The sequence below is a fragment of the Halomonas profundus genome, from assembly GCF_020865425.1.
GTDB classification, from domain to species: domain Bacteria; phylum Pseudomonadota; class Gammaproteobacteria; order Pseudomonadales; family Halomonadaceae; genus Vreelandella; species Vreelandella titanicae.
The window spans coordinates 2,494,039-2,513,087 of record NZ_CP086344.1 but is presented as its reverse complement, the minus strand read 5'-3'; the positions used below and the strand labels follow the sequence as shown (position 1 = coordinate 2,513,087).

Annotated in this window: 20 protein-coding genes; 2 read left to right on the top strand and 18 right to left on the bottom strand. The window is 55.4% G+C overall.

All coding sequences use genetic code 11. The features are described 5' to 3' along the window. The 14 genes from LMS44_RS11300 to LMS44_RS11235 form a co-directional block, all read right to left on the bottom strand. Complete coding sequence (locus LMS44_RS11300) at window positions 1-762, bottom strand: YciK family oxidoreductase (RefSeq protein WP_022523483.1); 762 nt, start codon at window positions 760-762, stop codon at window positions 1-3. Window positions 763-786: 24 nt separating this feature from the next. Further along, window positions 787-1,581, bottom strand: coding sequence for a tol-pal system protein YbgF (gene ybgF, locus LMS44_RS11295; RefSeq protein WP_022523484.1), 795 nt, complete (start codon window positions 1,579-1,581; stop codon window positions 787-789). Between the two features lie 80 nt (window positions 1,582-1,661). Beyond that, window positions 1,662-2,201, bottom strand: a complete 540-nt coding sequence (gene pal, locus LMS44_RS11290) for a peptidoglycan-associated lipoprotein Pal (RefSeq protein ID WP_009286695.1) — start codon at window positions 2,199-2,201, stop codon at window positions 1,662-1,664. 40 nt (window positions 2,202-2,241) lie between these two features. After that, a complete protein-coding gene (gene tolB, locus LMS44_RS11285) occupies window positions 2,242-3,534 on the bottom strand; it encodes a Tol-Pal system beta propeller repeat protein TolB (RefSeq protein ID WP_022523486.1) in 1,293 nt (430 codons plus the stop codon). After that, window positions 3,534-4,703, bottom strand: coding sequence for a cell envelope integrity protein TolA (tolA, locus tag LMS44_RS11280; protein WP_230805427.1), 1,170 nt, complete (start codon window positions 4,701-4,703; stop codon window positions 3,534-3,536). The genes tolB and tolA overlap by 1 nt, the downstream gene beginning before the upstream one ends. Before the next feature lie 16 nt (window positions 4,704-4,719). Next, window positions 4,720-5,157 (bottom strand): protein TolR, encoded by a 438-nt coding sequence (gene tolR / locus LMS44_RS11275; RefSeq protein WP_022523488.1) that lies wholly within the window; start codon window positions 5,155-5,157, stop codon window positions 4,720-4,722. An 11-nt stretch (window positions 5,158-5,168) separates the two neighbouring features. Then, window positions 5,169-5,849, bottom strand: coding sequence for a protein TolQ (gene tolQ / locus LMS44_RS11270; protein WP_202606291.1), 681 nt, complete (start codon window positions 5,847-5,849; stop codon window positions 5,169-5,171). 73 nt (window positions 5,850-5,922) lie between these two features. Next, window positions 5,923-6,336 carry a tol-pal system-associated acyl-CoA thioesterase gene (gene ybgC / locus LMS44_RS11265; RefSeq protein ID WP_009286692.1) on the bottom strand — a complete coding sequence of 138 codons (414 nt, stop codon included), beginning with the start codon at window positions 6,334-6,336 and terminating at the stop codon, window positions 5,923-5,925. Continuing rightward, the gene (gene ruvB, locus LMS44_RS11260) at window positions 6,333-7,370 is read right to left on the bottom strand and encodes a Holliday junction branch migration DNA helicase RuvB (RefSeq protein ID WP_022523489.1); all 1,038 of its coding nucleotides are present in this window, start codon (window positions 7,368-7,370) and stop codon (window positions 6,333-6,335) included. The genes ybgC and ruvB overlap by 4 nt, the downstream gene beginning before the upstream one ends. Before the next feature lie 86 nt (window positions 7,371-7,456). After that, complete coding sequence (gene ruvA, locus LMS44_RS11255; RefSeq protein WP_159176784.1) at window positions 7,457-8,065, bottom strand: Holliday junction branch migration protein RuvA; 609 nt, start codon at window positions 8,063-8,065, stop codon at window positions 7,457-7,459. Window positions 8,066-8,170: 105 nt separating this feature from the next. After that, the gene (gene ruvC / locus LMS44_RS11250; RefSeq protein WP_027959417.1) at window positions 8,171-8,734 is read right to left on the bottom strand and encodes a crossover junction endodeoxyribonuclease RuvC; all 564 of its coding nucleotides are present in this window, start codon (window positions 8,732-8,734) and stop codon (window positions 8,171-8,173) included. 99 nt (window positions 8,735-8,833) lie between these two features. Further along, window positions 8,834-10,222 carry a group II intron reverse transcriptase/maturase gene (gene ltrA, locus LMS44_RS11245; protein ID WP_022521957.1) on the bottom strand — a complete coding sequence of 463 codons (1,389 nt, stop codon included), beginning with the start codon at window positions 10,220-10,222 and terminating at the stop codon, window positions 8,834-8,836. Window positions 10,223-10,738: 516 nt separating this feature from the next. After that, the gene (gene aspS / locus LMS44_RS11240) at window positions 10,739-12,520 is read right to left on the bottom strand and encodes an aspartate--tRNA ligase (protein ID WP_022523491.1); all 1,782 of its coding nucleotides are present in this window, start codon (window positions 12,518-12,520) and stop codon (window positions 10,739-10,741) included. A gap of 65 nt (window positions 12,521-12,585) precedes the next feature. Further along, complete coding sequence (locus tag LMS44_RS11235; RefSeq protein WP_133732523.1) at window positions 12,586-12,885, bottom strand: FmdB family zinc ribbon protein; 300 nt, start codon at window positions 12,883-12,885, stop codon at window positions 12,586-12,588. A gap of 296 nt (window positions 12,886-13,181) precedes the next feature. Between LMS44_RS11235 and LMS44_RS11230 the strand changes: the two genes are divergently transcribed. Then, on the top strand, window positions 13,182-14,123 hold the full coding sequence (locus LMS44_RS11230) for a D-2-hydroxyacid dehydrogenase (protein ID WP_159176782.1): 942 nt from the start codon (window positions 13,182-13,184) through the stop codon (window positions 14,121-14,123). Window positions 14,124-14,158: 35 nt separating this feature from the next. Here the strand turns inward: LMS44_RS11230 and LMS44_RS11225 are convergent, their stop codons facing one another. Further along, window positions 14,159-14,434 (bottom strand): acylphosphatase, encoded by a 276-nt coding sequence (locus tag LMS44_RS11225; protein WP_027959414.1) that lies wholly within the window; start codon window positions 14,432-14,434, stop codon window positions 14,159-14,161. A gap of 36 nt (window positions 14,435-14,470) precedes the next feature. Further along, complete coding sequence (locus LMS44_RS11220) at window positions 14,471-15,370, bottom strand: YihY/virulence factor BrkB family protein (RefSeq protein ID WP_027959413.1); 900 nt, start codon at window positions 15,368-15,370, stop codon at window positions 14,471-14,473. A gap of 143 nt (window positions 15,371-15,513) precedes the next feature. On the opposite strand from LMS44_RS11220, the gene LMS44_RS11215 reads away from it, so the two are divergent. Then, a complete protein-coding gene (locus tag LMS44_RS11215; RefSeq protein WP_022523496.1) occupies window positions 15,514-16,608 on the top strand; it encodes a bifunctional nicotinamide-nucleotide adenylyltransferase/Nudix hydroxylase in 1,095 nt (364 codons plus the stop codon). A gap of 13 nt (window positions 16,609-16,621) precedes the next feature. Here the strand turns inward: LMS44_RS11215 and LMS44_RS11210 are convergent, their stop codons facing one another. Both LMS44_RS11210 and cls read right to left on the bottom strand, forming a co-directional pair. Next, complete coding sequence (locus LMS44_RS11210) at window positions 16,622-17,539, bottom strand: LysR substrate-binding domain-containing protein (RefSeq protein WP_009286686.1); 918 nt, start codon at window positions 17,537-17,539, stop codon at window positions 16,622-16,624. Between the two features lie 62 nt (window positions 17,540-17,601). Further along, window positions 17,602-19,023 carry a cardiolipin synthase gene (cls, locus tag LMS44_RS11205; protein WP_022523497.1) on the bottom strand — a complete coding sequence of 474 codons (1,422 nt, stop codon included), beginning with the start codon at window positions 19,021-19,023 and terminating at the stop codon, window positions 17,602-17,604. Window positions 19,024-19,049: the final 26 nt, after the last annotated feature.

The window sequence follows — 19,049 nt, the reverse complement described above, 5'->3', positions numbered from 1 at the left end:
CTATACCCGTGGCGGCTGGGCATCAAGCTTTTGACCGTTGGTGCCTGCACTGTCTGGCCCCATAAGCCATAAGTAGGTAGGCATGATGTCTTCCGGGGTGCGTAGTGTGAAGGGATCCTCACCGGGGAACGCGGTACGCCGCATTTGAGTCCGTGTGGCACCCGGATTGAGTGAATTAACGCGTACCGTGGACTGGTTATCCAATTCGTCGGCCAACACCTCGACAAACCCTTCGGTGGCAAACTTAGAGACCGAGTACGCTCCCCAATAGGCGCGGCCTTTACGGCCAACGCTGGAGGAGGTGAATATCACCGATGCATCGTCAGACGCCTGCAGTAGCGGCAATAGTGCCTGGGTCATCCAGATGGGCCCATTGATATTCACCTGCATCACCTGCTGCCAGAGCTCAGGGTTATACTGCTCGAAAGGCGTGATGCGACCCAACAACCCAGCGTTATGCAACACCCCGTCCAAACGGCCAAACTCTTTATCCAGCGTTTCCGCCATATCATGAAAATCTTTTAGCGTAGCGCCTTCAAAGTTGAGCGGAAAAATCGCTGGCTGGGGGCCACCGGCCGCTTCGATTTCATCGTAAACGCGCTCTAACTTGGCAATAGTGCGCCCCAATAGAATCACGGTGGCTCCGTGTTGGGCATAGCTCAACGCTGCCGCACGGCCAATCCCGTCCCCTGCGCCGGTTACCAACACGATGCGATTTTCCAATAGGTTGGGCGCTGGTTGATAGTCGATCTTGCAGCTCATGCTGATTCCTTGAAGCAAAAGATATTAACTTGCTGATTGGCGTAAAAAGTCATTGGCAAGGCCCGCGGCACTGCTTTGCGGGTAGTCATCGCGCACTTGCTCGAGTAGCTCACGGCTGCGCTCTGCTTCGCCTTTACGTGCTTTCACTAAGCCTAGCTTATAGATCGCATCCGGCACTTTACTGCTGCCGCTGTACTCCTCGATCACACGGCTAAATGCCTGGTCGGCGGCATCCAGCTCGCCTTCTGCAGCATATAGCTCGCCCAGCCAGTAGTGACCATTAGCCGTTAGACTAGTATCAGGATGGTCGCTAACAAAAGCCTCAAAGGCCGCAATCGCCTCATCAAAACGGCGCGCTTGAACATGCGCAAAAGCCGCTTGGTAATCGGCCTGGGCGTCCTCACTGACATTGCGGCTCGAAGGCGCGTTAACAACTTCTTCAGCGGCCTCAGGCTCGACTGCTGGTGTTGACTGCTCAATCTGAGTTGGACCGCTGCTCATCAGGCGGTCTTCAATATCGAGATACTGCTGCTGGGATTGACGGCGCAGCTGTTCCAACTGGTGGCGTAACTCTTCAATTTGACCACGCAGCTGCTGGATCTCCTGCTGGTGCTCCTGCACCTGGTTAAACAATACCAGGTTACCGCTGGACGCTTCCTGGCGCTGCGTTTGCTGGTAAAAGCTGCTGTTGGAAGAGTTGGAAAGATCTTGAACGAGCGGCTGTTGAGCGGTGGCCGTTAGGGGCAATACGGACAGCGGGAGCACTATGGCTCCCGCACCGCACAGCCTCTCAACGTAACGCTTGAGACTGTGATTCATGATGACTCCGTAGACGTAAACGGCGTGCGATAAGCCGCACGCCGAATTCATCAGTGGTTAAGCATTCAATCGTTAAATGCTCAGTAGTTAAATACAACACGGCGGTTCTGAGCGTAAGCGCTCTCGTCTTGGCCATTGACAGCCGGACGCTCTTCACCATAGCTAACCACGCTCATTTGTGAAGGAGAGACGCCCTGAATATTCAAGAAGCGTTCTACCGCATTCGCACGACGCTCCCCTAGCGCCATGTTGTATTCACGGGTACCGCGTTCATCAGTATGCCCGTGGAGTACCACTTGAGCGTTCGGGTTAGCACGCAGATAGCGCGCATGAGCCATTACCACGGATTCGTACTCGCTCTTAATTGTATCGCGGTCGTAATCGAAATAGATGGTGCGTACTTCTGGGATGCGTGAATCAGCCTGCTGACCAGCGCCTGAACCAGAGGTGGAACCATACTGACTACCCGTGCCTGTACCCGAGGTGCTAGACCCAGTCGTGCTGCCATCCTGGCTACCGTACGAGTCACCGTCTTGGGTTCCGCCGGTGCTGGAACAGCCAGCGATTACCACGATAGATAGCGCTGCTGCTAATGAGCGAGCCAACGGTTTAAGTTGCATAATCAGACTCCTTGCCTGAAAACTGAAATTTTGATGTTAATCAATTTAAGAAGGGTGACCAAGCTGGATCACGAACATCGCCTTGTGCTGACGGCAGCCTGAATGAAGAGCGACCATCGGCAGAAACAGCACTTAGTACCCCACTGTTACCCTGCTGGGTAGCGAAGATTACCATGGTCCCGTTCGGCGCAACACTAGGAGATTCATCTCTTGTTGATTCACTCAATACCACTAAGCGGTCACCGCTTAGGTCTTGCCTTGCTACTTGATAACCACGGCTAGAGCGATGGATCAAGAATATTTGCTCGCCATCCGGCGAGAAGCGGCCACGCGCATTATAATTACCGGTAAATGTCAGGCGCTGGGACTCTCCGCCACCCAGTGTATATTGATAGAGCTGGGGGCCGCCGCTACGATCAGAGGTAAACAACAGGCTGCGTCCATCCGGCGCCCAAGCGGGCTCCGTATCAATACTGTTGTTATTGGTAATGCGCTCTACTGAACGGTTGGCAACATCCATAATGTAAATTTCAGGCTGGCCATCTTTAGACAGTGACATGGCGATACGCCGCCCATCCGGTGACCATGCTGGCGCGCCGTTAATGCCATCGAAGGAGGTCGCCTGCACGCGCTGGCCCGTCGCCACATCCTGGATATAGATCGCCGGACGCTCAGTCTCAAAGGAGACATAGGCGAGCTTGGTGCCGTCGGGCGACCACGCCGGTGACATGATCGGTTCATCAGAGGTCAACACCTGCTCACTACGGCGACCATCGGCGTCTGCAACGTACAGACCAAACTGCATATCGTCACCGATACCTTGGGCCGTGACATAAGCAATTTTGGTGGAGAACGCGCCGCGGATATCAGTAATCTCTTCAAAAATTTGATCGCTGATATAGTGTGCAGCACCGCGCAGGTCATTTCCCCTCACTGTCACGGTTTCACCGATCATTCGACGCTGACCACTGATATCCATCAGTTCAAACTGTAGTTCAAAGCCACCGTCAGTTTGTTCTGCCTGGCCGACGACCAGATAGCGCACGTCCAGCGAACGCCAGGTACCGAACTGCACATCGTCAGATTGGCTAGGCTGCTCAAACATAGCGCTGCGCGCCAAGGGGGCAAAATAGCCACTGCGTTCAAGGTCATCTTGAACAATCTGTGCTACATCTTCGGGAAGGCCGTCTGAACCGGCGAATGGCACGACACCAATCGGCAGCGCTTGATCGCTGCCCCGCGTGATCTCAATGGTTAAGTTAGCACTTGCCACACTGCTAAAAGTGAACAGCAAGCACAATAACCAAAATTTCTTTAACACTTGAGTTTGCATCAACGGACTCCCCCTGGGGAAAAGTTCAAAGTGATATTGCGTCGGATTTCACGCTGTTGATCTTCTGATAATTGTAGTAGCTCAGAAAACGGTGCCGCTTGCTCAACCGCCTGAATAATGGATTGATCAAAGGCACTATCGCCACTCGATGATGTTACGTTTACTAATAATACCTCCCCCGAAGGCCCCAGACGCACATTGACAGAAGCCCGCATACTATCACTTGATCCACCAGGAATTATCCAGGCTTGTTCAATAGCTCGTTTCATTATGTTGCTGAAATTATTTGCAGCCTGCTCAGCCTGCTGGGCATTGGCAGCTGCTTCGGCCTCACCGTCCAGTTGGCGCTGCATAGCCGCCTCGGCAGCTTCTGCGGCTTGGCGTTGGCGCTCAGCTTCTGCTTCACGACGCTGCTGCTCTTCGGCTTCACGCTGACGCTGTGCTTCGGCCTCTCGCTCTCGCTGAGCCTCCTCTTGCTCACGCAATCGCTGTTCTTCAGCTTCGCGTTGGCGTTCAGCCTCCTCCGCTTCACGGCGCTGCTGCTCTTCAGCTTCGCGCTGACGCTCGGCTTCTTCCGCTTCACGGCGCTGCTGTTCTTCGGCTTCGCGCTGGCGTTCTGCTTCTGCCTCTTCGCGTTGCTGCTGCTCGGCGGCTTCCTGCTGGCGTTGTGCCTCTTCCACTTCACGCTGGCGCTTTGCGGCAGCTTCCGCTTCGGCTTCACGTTCAGCCGCTTCAGCAGCCTGCCGTTCGGCCTGCTCAGCCGCTTCTTCAGCTCTACGTTGGGCCTCAGCTTCCGCAGCCGCACGTGCTTCTTCTAGCGCCTGCGCCTCGGCTTCCGCCGCCTGTTGGGCGGCTTCTTCTGCGGCTTGCTGCTCGGCTGCGGCCTGCTGTTCACTAGCTGAAGGCTCTTCCGGTGCATCAGGCTCGGTGGGGGCTTCAGCAGGCGCATTCATCGCCGCCTGCTCTTCCGTTGCTTGCTGCGCCTGGTCAGTAAAGGTTTCGGTGCTTACCAGCGTTGCCTGTACGATCGAGGAGCTGTCAGGTTCTGCGTCTCGATTAGGCAGGCTGATCAAGCTAAACGCTACAATCGCTACGTGCACACCTATCGCCAGAACAGTCGGCCACTTATAGCCGACGTCTTGAGGATCGCGCGGGGATTTCAGTGCCATGTGCTGCGCCTTGCCCTTACCCATCTTTTGACGGCTCAGATAGCAGCCCCACATTAGCCACGCCAGCGCCTTGCAGAGTGCTCATCAAGACGACAATCTGACCGTAGGCCACATTACGGTCGCCGCGTACCATTACCGGTGTGCCTGGGCGACGCTCTATAATCGTTGTCACTCGTGAGGACATCTCATCCAGCGACACCGACGTGGAGTCTTCCCCAAGCGTGATGAAGTACCCACCGTCGCTATCAACCGAGATAATGATCGGATCATTATCCTCCTGGATATCAATGGGCTGAGAGGTGACTTGCGGCAACTCAACTTGTACGCCCTGGGTCAACATGGGCGCGGTGATCATAAAGACCACCAGCAGTACCAGCATGATGTCAATGAAAGGGACGACGTTAATCTCCGCCATTGGCTTGCTTTTGCCGCTACGATTGAATGGTCCTTGCATGGCTCTCTCCCTTAGCTGGCGCTCGGTTTGCCGTCACGACCTTGCAAATTGCGGTGCAGGATAGCGTGAAACTCTTCGGCAAAGTCTTCATATTTGCCCAGCAGGCGAGAAGACGAGTTGGATAGGCGGTTATAGAAAATCACCGCTGGAATCGCCGCAAATAGACCCATGGCTGTGGCAATGAGCGCTTCAGCAATCCAGGGAGCCACCGTAGCAAGGGTCGCTTGCTGAGTCAGTGATAGTGCCTGAAACGACCCCATGATGCCCCATACAGTGCCGAACAAGCCGATATAGGGGCTAGCTGAGGCTACCGTGGCAAGAAACACTAAATGCTGGGTTAAGCGATCCTCTTCCCGAGACCACGCTACGCGCATGCTACGCTGAACGCCTTCCAGCACGGTATCCGGGTCACGGGTTTTAGGCATCAAACGGTTAAATTCACGAAAACCAGCTTGAAAAATATGCTCGGCGCCGTGGCGCGGGTCATCGGCAGGAATCTCACGATAGAGTTCGTTTAAGTCGACACCTGACCAAAAAGACTCCTCAAATTGGTTGTACTCTTTCTTGGCGCGGCCCAGCGCAATACTGCGCTGAAAAATCACTACCCAAGAGAGGATCGACCCCACCAGTAGCAGCAGCATTACCAGTTGCACTACAGTACTGGCATTCATTATCAAATGGGGAATGGACATGGTGTTATCGTTCACAGGTGCCCTCATCAATCTATTAGGGTCGGGATTGCCGACGCAGTGAGTGACCTCTTGGTTAAGAGGCCTGGGTCAAAACTTTAAGCGATGCTGGCCATGCTTTTGGCCGTAAACGTTCGGTGCTCAAGCAGGCTATCTCGACTGTGGCAGAGCATAGGAGTTCCTCATTACGCCAAACCTGCTGTTCAAATGTCATCCGACAGCGCCCAACGTTGGTAACGTGAGCACTAATTTCCAACGCGTCATCCAAGTAAGCCGGTTTCGCGTAGTGACAGGCCAAGCGGTATACCACTAGCTGTGTACCTTCGTCTAGCAGCGTTTGCTGATTCAGGCCCAACTGGCGGAGCCATTCACTACGCGCACGCTCCATAAACTTCAAGTAGTTAACGTAGTAGACAATGCCGCCTGCGTCAGTATCTTCCATATAAACGCGCAGCGGCAGTCGATAACCTTCTCTTGTGCAGCTACTCACGGACGGCGCTCTCCCTCCATATCGGTTGCCTGTTCGTGGGGCACGCGCTCAAAGTGCAGCCACGCCTGGCGGGTGGCCACCCGGCCGCGGGGAGTGCGCATCATCAAGCCCTGCTGAATAAGATAGGGCTCAATAACGTCTTCGATCGTGTCACGTTCTTCACTGATCGCCGCGGCGAGTGAGTCAATACCCACCGGCCCACCGTCAAATTTATCGATCATGGCCAGCAGTAGCCGCCGATCCATATGATCCAAGCCGTGGTGATCCACATTAAGCATATTGAGAGCCGCATCAGCCATGGCGACATCGACGACGCCGTTACCTTTCATTTCGGCGTAATCTCGCACCCGGCGTAGCAGTCGGTTGGCAATTCGCGGCGTGCCCCTTGAACGCCTGGCCACTTCAATGGCGCCATCATGGCTGGTTTCAACTCCTAACAAGCGCGCTGAACGCGAGACAATTTCTGTTAGCTCTTCCAGGTTATAAAACTCAAGCCGCTGCACGATACCAAATCGGTCACGCAGCGGGGAGGTCAATAATCCTGCCCGGGTCGTGGCGCCCACCAGGGTGAAGCGGGGAAGATCCAGTTTAATCGAACGTGCCGCAGGCCCTTCGCCAATCATAATATCGAGCTGAAAATCTTCCATGGCCGGGTAGAGCACTTCTTCGACCACCGGTGACAGGCGATGAATTTCATCGATAAAAAGTACATCGCCAGGCTCTAAATTAGTCAGCATGGCGGCTAGATCGCCTGCCCGCTCGAGTACCGGCCCGGAAGTCGACTTCATACCGACGCCCATCTCGGTGGCAATAATATGCGCAAGGGTCGTTTTACCTAACCCTGGGGGGCCAAATACCAGAGTGTGATCCAGGCTCTCTTCACGCAGCCGCGCGGCGCCGATAAAGATTTCCAGTTGTTCACGCACACGCGGCTGGCCAATATAGTCATCCAGCCGCTTGGGGCGAATCGCGTAATCAATGCGCCCCTCCCCCTGTTCAGGCTCAGCGGCGATCAGCCGATCGTGTTCTAACATAGGTGCTCTTCTTTATGGCGATTCAAAAGGTCTATTCACAAAGGTCTATCCACTACCCACAATTTCGTACTCACACCGCTGCCTGCTTAGCCACCCATGCGCTGGGTGAGCGCGGCTTTAATCAGCGCTTCGGTAGACTGATTGGGGTCGATATCGGCGAGCATTTTCGACGCCTCAGTCAGTTTATACCCCAAGCTAACTAACGCGGCTTCCGCATCAGCAAGACTATCGCGGGTAGAAGCACGGCCATTGGTGGCTTCAAGGGGCAGTAGCGCGTCGCTGCCATCTTCCCACTCGGGAAAACGGTCGCGCATTTCAATAATCAGCCGCTCTGCGGTTTTCTTACCCACTCCTGGCAGGGTTGTCAGCGCTTTGCTGTCGTCATCACGGACGCAGCGCATAAAGGCGTCTTCGTCCATACCCGACAGGATGGCGAGTGCAAGCTTGGGCCCTACGCCATTGACCTTGATCAAGGCGCGGAACAGAGCACGTTCATGCTCACGGCCGAAGCCATAGAGTAAGTGGGCATCATCACGAATGGTTAAATGGGTGAATAATGAGACGCTCTCTTTAATCGCAGGAAGTGCGACCAGCGTATTCATTGAGGTTTCCAGTTCGTAACCTACGCCATGAACGTCGATCACAATCCAGGGAGGTTGCTTTGCCACTAGCTGACCACTCAGACGTCCAATCATAAATACGCTCGCACCGGAATGAAAAAAATAGAGTGAAAAACAGGTGATTACTATAAAGCGACTCTGTACAGGTGACCAGTAGTTCAGCCAGCGGTACAGCGGGAATTAAAGCCGCCAGCGTCCAGTTGAGCGACGGCGGCCCCGAGATGGCGCAGCGGGCAAGCCATGGCTGCTAAACACAGAGCCGTTATAAGCATGGGTTAACGCAATGGCTAACGCGTCGGCGGCATCGGCCTGGGGAGTAGCGGAGAGCTGCAGAATGGCGGTCACCATATGCTGCACCTGCTCTTTGTCCGCGCCGCCCTGGCCGGTCACCGCCTGCTTGATCTGCCGCGCGGCGTACTCGGCAAGGCTCAAGCCATGATTGGCCATACACACCATTGCCGCCCCCCGAGCCTGGCCAAGCTTCAGCGCTGAATCAGGATTTTTGGCCATAAATACCCGCTCAATGGCCACCTGGGAGGGTCGATGCAGGCCGACGACTTCGCTAAGACCGGCGTAAATTTGCGCCAAGCGCTGCTCCAAGGCCCCTTCTGCCGTGCGGATACAGCCACTCGCTACGTAGCAGGGTTTAACGCCAATAATGTCGATCACCCCGTAACCGGTTACCCGGGAGCCAGGGTCTATGCCCAAAATGCGAATGGGTACGACGGGCTTTTGCTCTTCCATGGCGTCGATACTCGTGTGACTAGAACAATCGAGTAGGAAGGGGAGTCGCCTCCCCTGTCCTCTCACACCACCGGGCATACGGTTCCGTACCACGGCGGTTCATGCAGAACGTTTAAGCCATCTTACCGTATCCAGTACCGAGATCAGTCCCTGGTCATAAAACCATTTCCTCGGCAGGGCCTGATTCATGTGCGAAGCCCCGGCATTCCACCAGGGGCCTCGACCGTTCCCCGCCGATTTCCAGGCGCGGTGCCCGTCTAGGCCTAGCCCTCGCAGCTTCCGACGCCGAGTCGATGGGCGTTTCCATTGTCGCCAGATCAGGCCGCGTAAGCGCCGCCGTATCCATTGATCCAGTGCTTCCAAGGGGCGTTTCACATCAACAAGATTGAAGTAGTTAGCCCATCCTCGTAGGACTGGCCTCAACCCTTCGATTACCCGTTGGATGTTACGCCCCCTGCCACGTTTCAGGATCTCACGGACACGCTGCATCATGCGTGTCAGGCTTGTCTTGGCGAGCGTCAGTTTCGACTGCTTGTGCCGAGTGAGGCTGTAGCCCAGATATCCGCGTAGCCATGGCCGATCCACCGCACTTTTACGGCGATTGACCGTCAGCCGAAGTGAGCTCTCGAGATACTCACTCAAGCTGCCCATGACCCGCTCGCCTGCTCGTCGGCTCCGTACATAGATTTGTACATCGTCGGCGTAGCGGCAGAAGCGGTGGCCTCGGCGTTCCAACGCCTTGTCCATGTCGTCCAGCAGGATGTTCGCCAGTAGCGGGCTGAGGGGCCCGCCTTGGGGTGTCCCCCGCCGCCTCGGCGTGGGCAAGCCATGCTGGAACATACCCGCCTCCAGATAGCGACGGATCAGACGCAGTACACGCTTGTCGTCAACGCGCCGCGCGACCCGTGCCATCAGCAGGTCGTGATTCACTCGGTCGAAGAAGGCTTCCAGGTCAAGATCGACCACCCAGCGGTGACCGGCGGTGACGTGGGCCTTCATGGCCGAGACGGCCTGCTTGGCGCTCCGCTTGGGGCGGTAGCCGTAACTCGACTCGGAGAAGCCCGGGTCGAAGATCGGCATCAGTACCTGGGACAGCGCTTGCTGGATTAGGCGGTCGGTAACCGTGGGAATACCGAGCTGCCGCGTCCCACCCTTGGGCTTAGGGATCGTGGTTGCTCGGATCGGGCTGGGGTGGTACTGATCGGCCAACAGCCGCTCGCGCAGCGTTGGCCAGTACTGCTTCAGGTGGTCAGCCAGTTGATGCACCGTCATGCCATCGACACCCGGTGCGCCTTTGTTGGCCACCACCCGACGGTAAGCTCGCTCCATGTTTTCCGGGTCAACGACCCGTTCCATGAGCGAGGTTGGCTCCGCTTTCGTCCACGATAACGACGCCGGGCTGGTCTCGACGCTCACCGGCTGGGACTCGGGGTACTGCCCCTGCCCCTCTGGGTGAGTGACGGTATTAGCGTCATGGTCTGTCTTCATGATCGATCCTCGAGACGTTATCGCCTACTCGCGGTTCTTCATGTTCGGCCCTTGGTGCCGTGGTGAACCGGCACTTACTATGGCCTCGGCTGACGTCTGGTGATCCCTCCCGTCGCCTCTCGACGACGGTAGCACCGTGGCAGACCACCAGACCTCCCAGGGTAAGACGCGCGACCTTCCCGCTTATGCCTGTCGGATTTACATCATGGCGTTCCGTGCAAGTATCGGGCTTTGGTGAGTGTAGCCACCTTACCCCGCCATGACGCCTCGTATCCGCTTCCTGTTCGTCAGGCCAGCGTTTTGCCTCGGGCTGCCTTCAGATTCCCCCTCGCGAGGGACACCCTTGCCGTCGGCTAGCACTTCCCCTTGCCGGGCGTGCAGGGGACTTTCACCCCCAAGTCATCCTGAAGCACCACCCCCAGGAACAGCGCCGGTCAAGGCGCTGCGCGCCATGCCTGGCGCACTACAAAAACACCGACGCCGTGGCGTCGGTGTTGAGCAGCCATCCAAACCGATTTATTCGGCGGCGGGTTCCGCTTTGACTTTCTGACGTAGGCGGATGTTCAAATCTTTCAACTGCTCGGGGCTGACTTCGCCCGGTGCATTGGTCATCAAACAGGCAGCGCTTTGGGTTTTCGGGAAGGCGATGACTTCACGAATAGTTTTGGCACCGACCATCAGCATGACCAAGCGATCCAAGCCAAAGGCTAAGCCACCATGAGGCGGTGCACCATACTGAAGTGCATCCAGCAGGAAGCCAAATTTCTCTTGGGCTTCTTCTTCACCGATGCCTAGAATCTCAAACACCGTGCTCTGCATGGTCTGATCGTGGATACGAATAGAGCCGCCGCCCAATTCGGTACCGTTGAGCACCATATCGTAAGCGCGTGAAAGCGCATTGGCGGGGTCTGCCTTGAGCTCTTCCGGTGTGCAGGAAGGCGCGGTAAAGGGGTGGTGCAGCGGGCTCAGGCGACCACTGTCGTCGGCTTCAAACATTGGGAAGTCGACTACCCACAGTGGCGCCCACTCTTGAGTATAGAGTTCCAGATCAGCACCGAGCTTGACGCGCAGCGCGCCAATGGCTTCGTTAACGATACGGGCTTTATCGGCACCGAAGAAGATGATGTCACCATCTTCTGCGCCCACGCGGTCGAGCAGCTCTTCAACGATGTTTTCCATAAACTTGACGATCGGAGACTGCAGACCTTCAAGCCCTTTGGCGCGCTCGTTGACCTTGATCCACGCCAAGCCTTTGGCGCCGTAGATGCCGACAAACTTGGTATATTCGTCGATCTCTTTGCGCGATAGCTTGGCGCCGCCGGGTACTTTCAGCGCCGCTACGCGGCCATCATCCGCGCTGGCGGGGCCAGAGAAGACTTTGAAATCGACTTGCTGCATCAGGTCGTCGACATCGGTCAGTTCCAGCGGGATACGCAGATCCGGCTTATCGGAACCGAAGCGATCCATCGCTTCCTGCCAGGTCATGCGCGGGAACTCAGGGAGTTCGGCTTTTAGCACGTCCTGGAAAAGCTGACGAATCATGGCTTCGGTAATGCCCATGATGTCGTTCTCTTCCACAAACGACGCCTCGATATCAATCTGGGTGAACTCAGGCTGACGGTCGGCGCGCAGGTCTTCATCGCGGAAGCACTTGGCAATTTGGTAGTAGCGGTCAAAGCCCGCCACCATCAACAGCTGCTTAAACAGTTGCGGCGACTGAGGCAGTGCAAAGAAACTACCCGCGTGGGTACGGCTAGGCACCAGGTAATCACGAGCACCCTCTGGCGTAGCGCGGGTGAGTACCGGCGTTTCGATATCCAGGAAGCCTTGGTTTTCGAGGTACGCGCGCACGTTATGAGAAATACGCGAGCGCAGACGCAGCTTCTCGATCATATCCGGGCGACGCAGATCGATATAGCGATGCTTTAAGCGCACTTCTTCGCCGACCTTGCCATGCTCATCCAGCTGGAATGGCGGGGTAACGGCGGTATTGAGCACTTCAACGTCTTTTGCCAACACTTCAATCATACCCGTCGGCATGTTGGCGTTTTGGGTGCCTTCTGGGCGCAGCCGAACGCGACCAGTGATACGCAGGACAAATTCACTGCGGGCACGGTCGGCATTAGCGAATGCCTCGGCGGTATCAGGGTCGACCACGAACTGTGCGATGCCGTCGCGATCGCGCATATCGAGGAAAATTACCCCACCGTGGTCACGGCGGCGATGAACCCATCCGCATACCGTAACCGTTTGATCCACCAAAGTTTCGTTTAGCTGGCCGCAATAATGGCTGCGCATGTCAAATCCTGTTCTGTTACGTGGCAATGAGTGTGTCGCGGGCGTCCCGACCCTGACTGCCGCGGCTATGCCGCGGCGCCCTTGTCTTTGGGAGTGTCGCTCTTAGCGGTAGCGCTGGAATCGCTTGATTTACCGGCATCTGCAGAGGCAGTTTTGCCATCAGCGGCCAGGTTCTTTTTGCTACCCGTTTTGAAATCAGTTTCGTACCAACCGCCGCCGGCCAAACGGAATCCCGCTGCCGAGACAAGCCGTTCCAAGCCATCACTTTGGCATGCAGGGCAATCCTTGAGAGGATCGGCGCTAATCTTCTGCAATTTTTCCATGCGATGGCCGCAGGCCTTGCACTCATATTCATAGATGGGCATCTTAATGACTCCTAATAAGCTCAACCCTGACAAGCTTAGTTCTGACAGGCCTGATTCTAAAGACCCAGCTCTAAAGGCTCAGTTCTAAAGACCCAGCTCTGACAAATCCAGTTCTATCTAAAAGACTCGTTCTGAAAAGAAAGAACAATGGCGAACACAAACGCTGCCAGGCTGCAATATGTGGCCAGTCGGGGTAAATTCCAAGGCTGCGGTTGATAAAGCGCCGCCATTATACCCTTTTGTGCCCCCTGACGAGCAAGGTTATACAGCCCCCTGCGGTTAATGGAGAGAAGAAAATGCCCCATGCGGTGATACTGGATGCGCAAAGTCTCGGCCCCGAGATCAATTTGGCCGCCATTAAAGAGACGGTTTCAAACCTTGAGGTGTTTGAGCAGAGTACCACGCAACAAGCGCGGGAACGCCTTGCTAACGCCGATGTAGCGATCGTGAACAAGGTAGTGCTGGACGCCGAAACGCTGCAGCAACTGCCAAAACTGCGGCTAATATGCGTATTGGCGACAGGTCTCAATAATATCGATCTTGAAAGCGCAAAAGAACACAACATTGAAGTTAAAAACGTCGCGGCTTACGGCACTGCCAGCGTTTCCCAACACACTTTGATGCTCATGCTCGCGTTAGCCAATCGTCTTCCCCAATATCAGCGCGATGTCGCCGCAGGCGAGTGGCAGCGTAGCGCCTTCTTCTGTTTGCAGGATTACCCAACGCTCCAACTGGCAGGTAAACAGCTAGTGATGGTCGGACAAGGCGAGTTAGGTACCGAAGTAGCACGCTTGGCGGAAGCCTTTGGCATGCAAGTCACCTTCGCCGCCCGCCCCGGCAACGAAGCTAATGATAAGCGCCCTGCCCTGGACGACCTGCTTCCCGATGCCGATGTTATCAGCCTGCACTGCCCGTTGAGCGAGGCCACCAAGCACTTGATCAATCGGGAGCGCTTAACGCGCGCCAAGAACTCACTGCTACTGGTCAACTGCGCCCGCGGCGGGGTTATCGATGAAGTGGCAGCGTTAGAGGCGCTGCGTAGCGGCAAGCTGGGTGGATTAGGCGTTGATGTACTGCCCGCTGAACCACCCAGAGATGGGCACCCACTACTGGATGCACTCAGCGAGCCGCTAAACTTAATTGTCACGCCTCACAACGCCTGGATTACACCAGAAGCGCGCCAGAATATTGTTAGCCTGACAGCTAACAATATCCTTGAATGGAAAGGTGCCCAATAGAGACCTGCCGTCTCATTAGAGGCTCCCAATAGGCTTTACTGGGTGGCAAAGTGGCTCGGGGCGCGGCAGTTATCCAGCACCTCGAGCTCTACATGGGTAACTTGTGCACCTTCTGAGCCCTGCCATAGCCATTCGCTTAGCAGCTTGACTGCGTCGGAGTGACCACACATCAACACTTCAACCCGGCCATCGGGCAAGTTTTTGGCATAGCCGGTGATACTGTGCTGAAGAGCTTTCTCTTGGGTGGCACGGCGATACCAGACACCCTGCACCTTACCGGTCACAAGGGCACGTACACAGCAATCACTCATACTTATCTCCTTACCTTGGCGCTTCTTAACGGAGTGTTAAACAAACTCGCGTTTGACAATCACTGCGCTGTTGCGCGGAATCAGCGGGCGGCCACGGCGTAACAGCAGTGAGCGGGTGAACGCCGCCCCAAACAGCAATATTAGTGAACTGTAGTAGACCCAGAGCAAAATCATGACCACCGACCCGGCGGCACCATAGGTAGATGCTGTAGCCGTATACGCCAGGTAAATCGCGATTACACTGCGCCCAATAGTAAACAGTACGGCAGTGACGACAGCACCAATCAACACATCTTGCCAGCGCAACACAACGTCGGGAAGTACTTTAAAAATGGTGGCAAATAGTAAGGTAACGACAGCCAGCGAGACCAGCGACTCAACTGACGTTGTCAGCAAGCTGGCATAAGGCACCAAATTATCGGCGGCCTGGAGCATACCGCGCAAAACGACACCTAATACCAGCGATACCATCAGTATGAATCCGATGGAGAGCACCACTGTTAACGATAGCAATCGACTTTTAAGAAAGCGTAAAGCGCTATTAGAAGTGGGCTTTGCCGTTACGCCCCAAATGGTATTGAGCGAAAATTGCATCTGGGCGAAAACGGTTGTTGCACCAATCACCAGGGCTCCTACGCCCAATAGCGTTGGCAGGATACCCGACTCCTCAATCCTGGATTGAGCGACGGCGTCTTGAATAGCGACAGCTGCGTCAACCCCTAAGGTACCTTGCAGTTGCGCTACAATTTGTCCCTGAGCCGCCTCTTCTCCCATCACGACACCGATAACTGTGACAGCGATAATAATGGTAGGCGCCAATGAGAAAAGTGTATAGAACGCTAGCGAACCTGCGTAGCTAAAGGCATTACGCTCCAACCATAGTGACGTGGCGTCTTGGACTACTTTCCACCAAAAGATAGCGGCGCGTTTAATCATATTCACTCCCTGTGCTCTGGGTAACGGGGCTTTTTATAAGCGTTATCAACATCCTATTTTTCTAGCATACCTAACCACAGCGTTTAGCGCAGTTTTCTGGTAGGTTGCATCTCTGAGTTCACCAAACGAAAAAGGAAGCTTGGATGGCCACTGATACTTCGCGCTCTGCGACTGCCTGCGATTTCGACTGTTTGGTGTTTATTGGCCGTTTTCAGCCGCCACATCTGGGGCATCTCGCGGTCATTCGTGAAGCGCTCAAACGCGCACGGCAGGTCATTGTGTTGGTAGGCTCTTCTTGGCAGGCTCGCTCACTGCGTAACCCCTGGCGATTCGACGAACGACAAGCCATGCTTCGCGCGGGATTTGACGACGCCGATAATCAACGCTTGGAGATCACCCCGCTACTCGACGCCCTCTATAACGACGATGTTTGGGTGCGCGATGTGCAGCGCAAAGTGCGCGATTTAGCTGCACCTGCCAATGCTCGCCTACCACGTATTGGCTTGATCGGAGCCAGCCGCGGCCAGTCAAGCTACTACCTTTCACTGTTTCCTCAGTGGGAGTCTGTCAGCGTGCCGTCGGTGGAGGGGATTTCAGCCAGTCAAATACGTGAGCGACTGTTTCGCTCGCCGAGCTCAACGAATGACTACCTGAGTACCGGCGCTTACCACGATTTACCGCCAGGGGTGGTGGAGAGCGTCAAACACTTTTGCAATGAGGGCGCCTATCAGCGCCTGATCGAAGAGCAGCAGTTGTTGGATCAGTACCGTCAGGCCTGGGCTCACGCGCCCTACCCGCCTATTTTTGTCACGGTCAACGCAGTGGTCGTGCAGTCGGGCCATGTGCTGCTGGTACGACGCACGGCGGCACCGGGCAAAGGCCTTTATGCCCTGCCGGGAGGGTTTATTAACCCCCACGAACGGCTGCTGGATGCTTGCTTGCGTGAACTTCGCGAACGCATTCGCTTAAAGGTTCCTGAGCCTGTACTCAAAGGCTCGCTGCGTGGGCAACGCCTGTTTGATGAACCCCACCGCAGCTGGCGCGGGCGCACCTTGGCGGAAGCTTTCTATTTTGCGCTACGCCCCGATCAGCAGCTGCCACGCCTAAAGCCCGTTAAAGGCGGTGATCATGCGCGCTGGGTAGCACTTGCAGATCTCGAGCCTGACAGCCTGTTTGAAGATCACTTCTTCATCATTCAGAACTTTTTAGGGCTACCCGCAGATTTTGGCAGTAGCTAAACGTCAACAGGCCCTAGGCTTGTAGGAAATCCCGCGGCAGCTTCATCATCTGCCGCCATAAACGCTCTACGCCGGGCTTATGCACCATGGAGCAGCGATATAAGCGGATTTCCAGGGGGATATCCCAGCTAGGGTCTCCTGCCCTCACCAAACGGCCACTTTTCAGCTCTTCACGAATACAAAAGTCGGGGATCCATGCTACGCCAACGCCCTGTAATACCATTCCCTTCAGGCCTTCAGCCATGGCCGTTTCATATACCGTACGCAGCTTCATACGCAGCGGGTCATTTTTCAGCAGCATGCGCACACTGCGCCCTAAAAAGGCCCCCTGGGTGTACGAAAGATAGGGAATGGAGGTGTCGTGCTGGAGTGAAAATTTTGCTTTCCCATGCTCGTCGGGTAACGAAACGGGCAGCATATTGACCTTACCAATTGAGAAAGAGGGGAATACTTCAGCGTCCAGTTGCATCGTCGCAAAAGGGTCGTAGTAGGCGAGCATCAGATCGCAGTTGCCCTCTCGCAACACATGTATTGCCTCGCCCACATTCATGGCCACCAAGCGGGTCGGCAACTCGCCCAAACCCTGCTGCAGGCGGGAGATCCAAGGCGGATAAAAACTCAATGCCAGGGAGTGCGCCGCGACAATATCCAGCGCCTCATTGGCGATAGAGAGACCGCGCAAATGGCTAAGCGATTCGTTTAACTGTTCGACCAGATTGCGCGCAGTGACCAAAAACAGCTGCCCTTCGGGCGTTAACCCCACGGGGGTAGTTGAACGATCTACCAAGGTGACATCAACGGCCTGCTCCAACGCGCGAATACGGCGACTAAAGGCTGGCTGGGTCACGTGTCGCTGGCGTGCTGACGCAGAGAAGCTGCGTGTATTGGCTAGCGCGACAAAATCCTCCAGCCATTTTGTTTCAAGATTCACCCCATGACTCCTTGTCTCACCCTGCGTTTGAGCATCTCGATTTTCCTTTTAGGCTGACGTATCTATTGAACCGGGGCCATTAAATAGGCCGCCCGCGAAACGACTTTCATCCATACCGGGCGCTGGTTAATTTCATCGATAGTGACACGACGACAGTGAGCAAAGTCTTTTTCCAGCATCGCCTCGACGCTGGTAGCAAAATCGCGGCTAGGAATAAACGCGGTAATCTCAAAATTTAACCGAAACGAGCGATTATCCAAATTGACTGTCCCTACCGTGGCTGCTTCGTCGTCTACCAGCATGACTTTTTGATGTAAAAAACCAGGAAGATAACGGTATATTTTAACACCCGCCCTTAACATATCGGGTAGAAATGAGAACGCAGAGAGGAAAACCAACAAGTGGTCGGGGCGCTCTGGAATCATCACCCGAACGTCGACGCCGCGCATCGCTGCCAGCCGCAGCGCATCCTGAACTCCCTGGTCAGGGACGAAATAGGGGCTAGTCACCCACAGCCGCTGCTTGGCGCTATGAATGACCTGCTGGACGAGAAGGCTGGCGGTGTCCTGACGGTCAGCGGGCCCAGAAGGCACGATCACCACATGGTGGTCGGTCACTGAGGAACACGTATCGGCCATCCAGTTCAGGCTAATCACTTCATCCGTCGCCCAGTGCCAATCCTCCCAAAATGCCTCCTGCAAGCCCAGTACGCTGGGCCCTGCAAGCTTGAGATGGGTATCACGCCAAGGCCCGTGCCGTGGGTTCTCGCCGAGATATTCGACCCCAATATTAAAGCCCCCTATCCAGCCCTCCTTGCCGTCTATTACCGTTATTTTGCGATGGTTGCGAAAGTTAAGCTGAAAACGGTGCTTAAAGCCTCGCGATGAGCGAAAGGCACTCACGGCCACCCCATCGCTGATTAAATCATTGAGGTAGCTATCGGCTAACTTGCGGCTACCCACTTCATCATAAAGAAAATAGACCCGCACGCCGCGCCGGGCAGCACACTGTAAATGGTGCTTCAAACGTTGCCCGAGAGCGTCGTCGCGAACAATGAAGAACTGCACCAAAACATATTTTTCCGCCCGGTCAATACCATCGAACAGGCTTTCAAACGTTGCTGGCCCGTCAATGAGCAGTGTCGCTTGATTGCCATGGGTTAACGGCATCATGGCAAGCTGCTCGACCGCCTGAATATCGGCGTTGGTAGAGGGCGCAACGTAGGGTTGAACGTTAGCCCGGTAGTGCACTAGAACCCGGCGTAGCACGGTGTCCCGCTGGCCGCGGGCAGACACATAGCCATAAAACCTTGGACGCCCGAAAAACCAGTACGCTGGAAGCGCGACATAAGGGAACGTCAGCAGCGAGATGATCCATGCCACGGCCCCCTGAGAGGTGCGACTAGACATCAGCGCCATAATGGCTGAAACGATGCCAAGCAGGTGTATCAGTAAGATGCTGGTCCCTAGCAACCAGGAGGTCATAGTCACGTCCTTATAAAAGCCCTCAC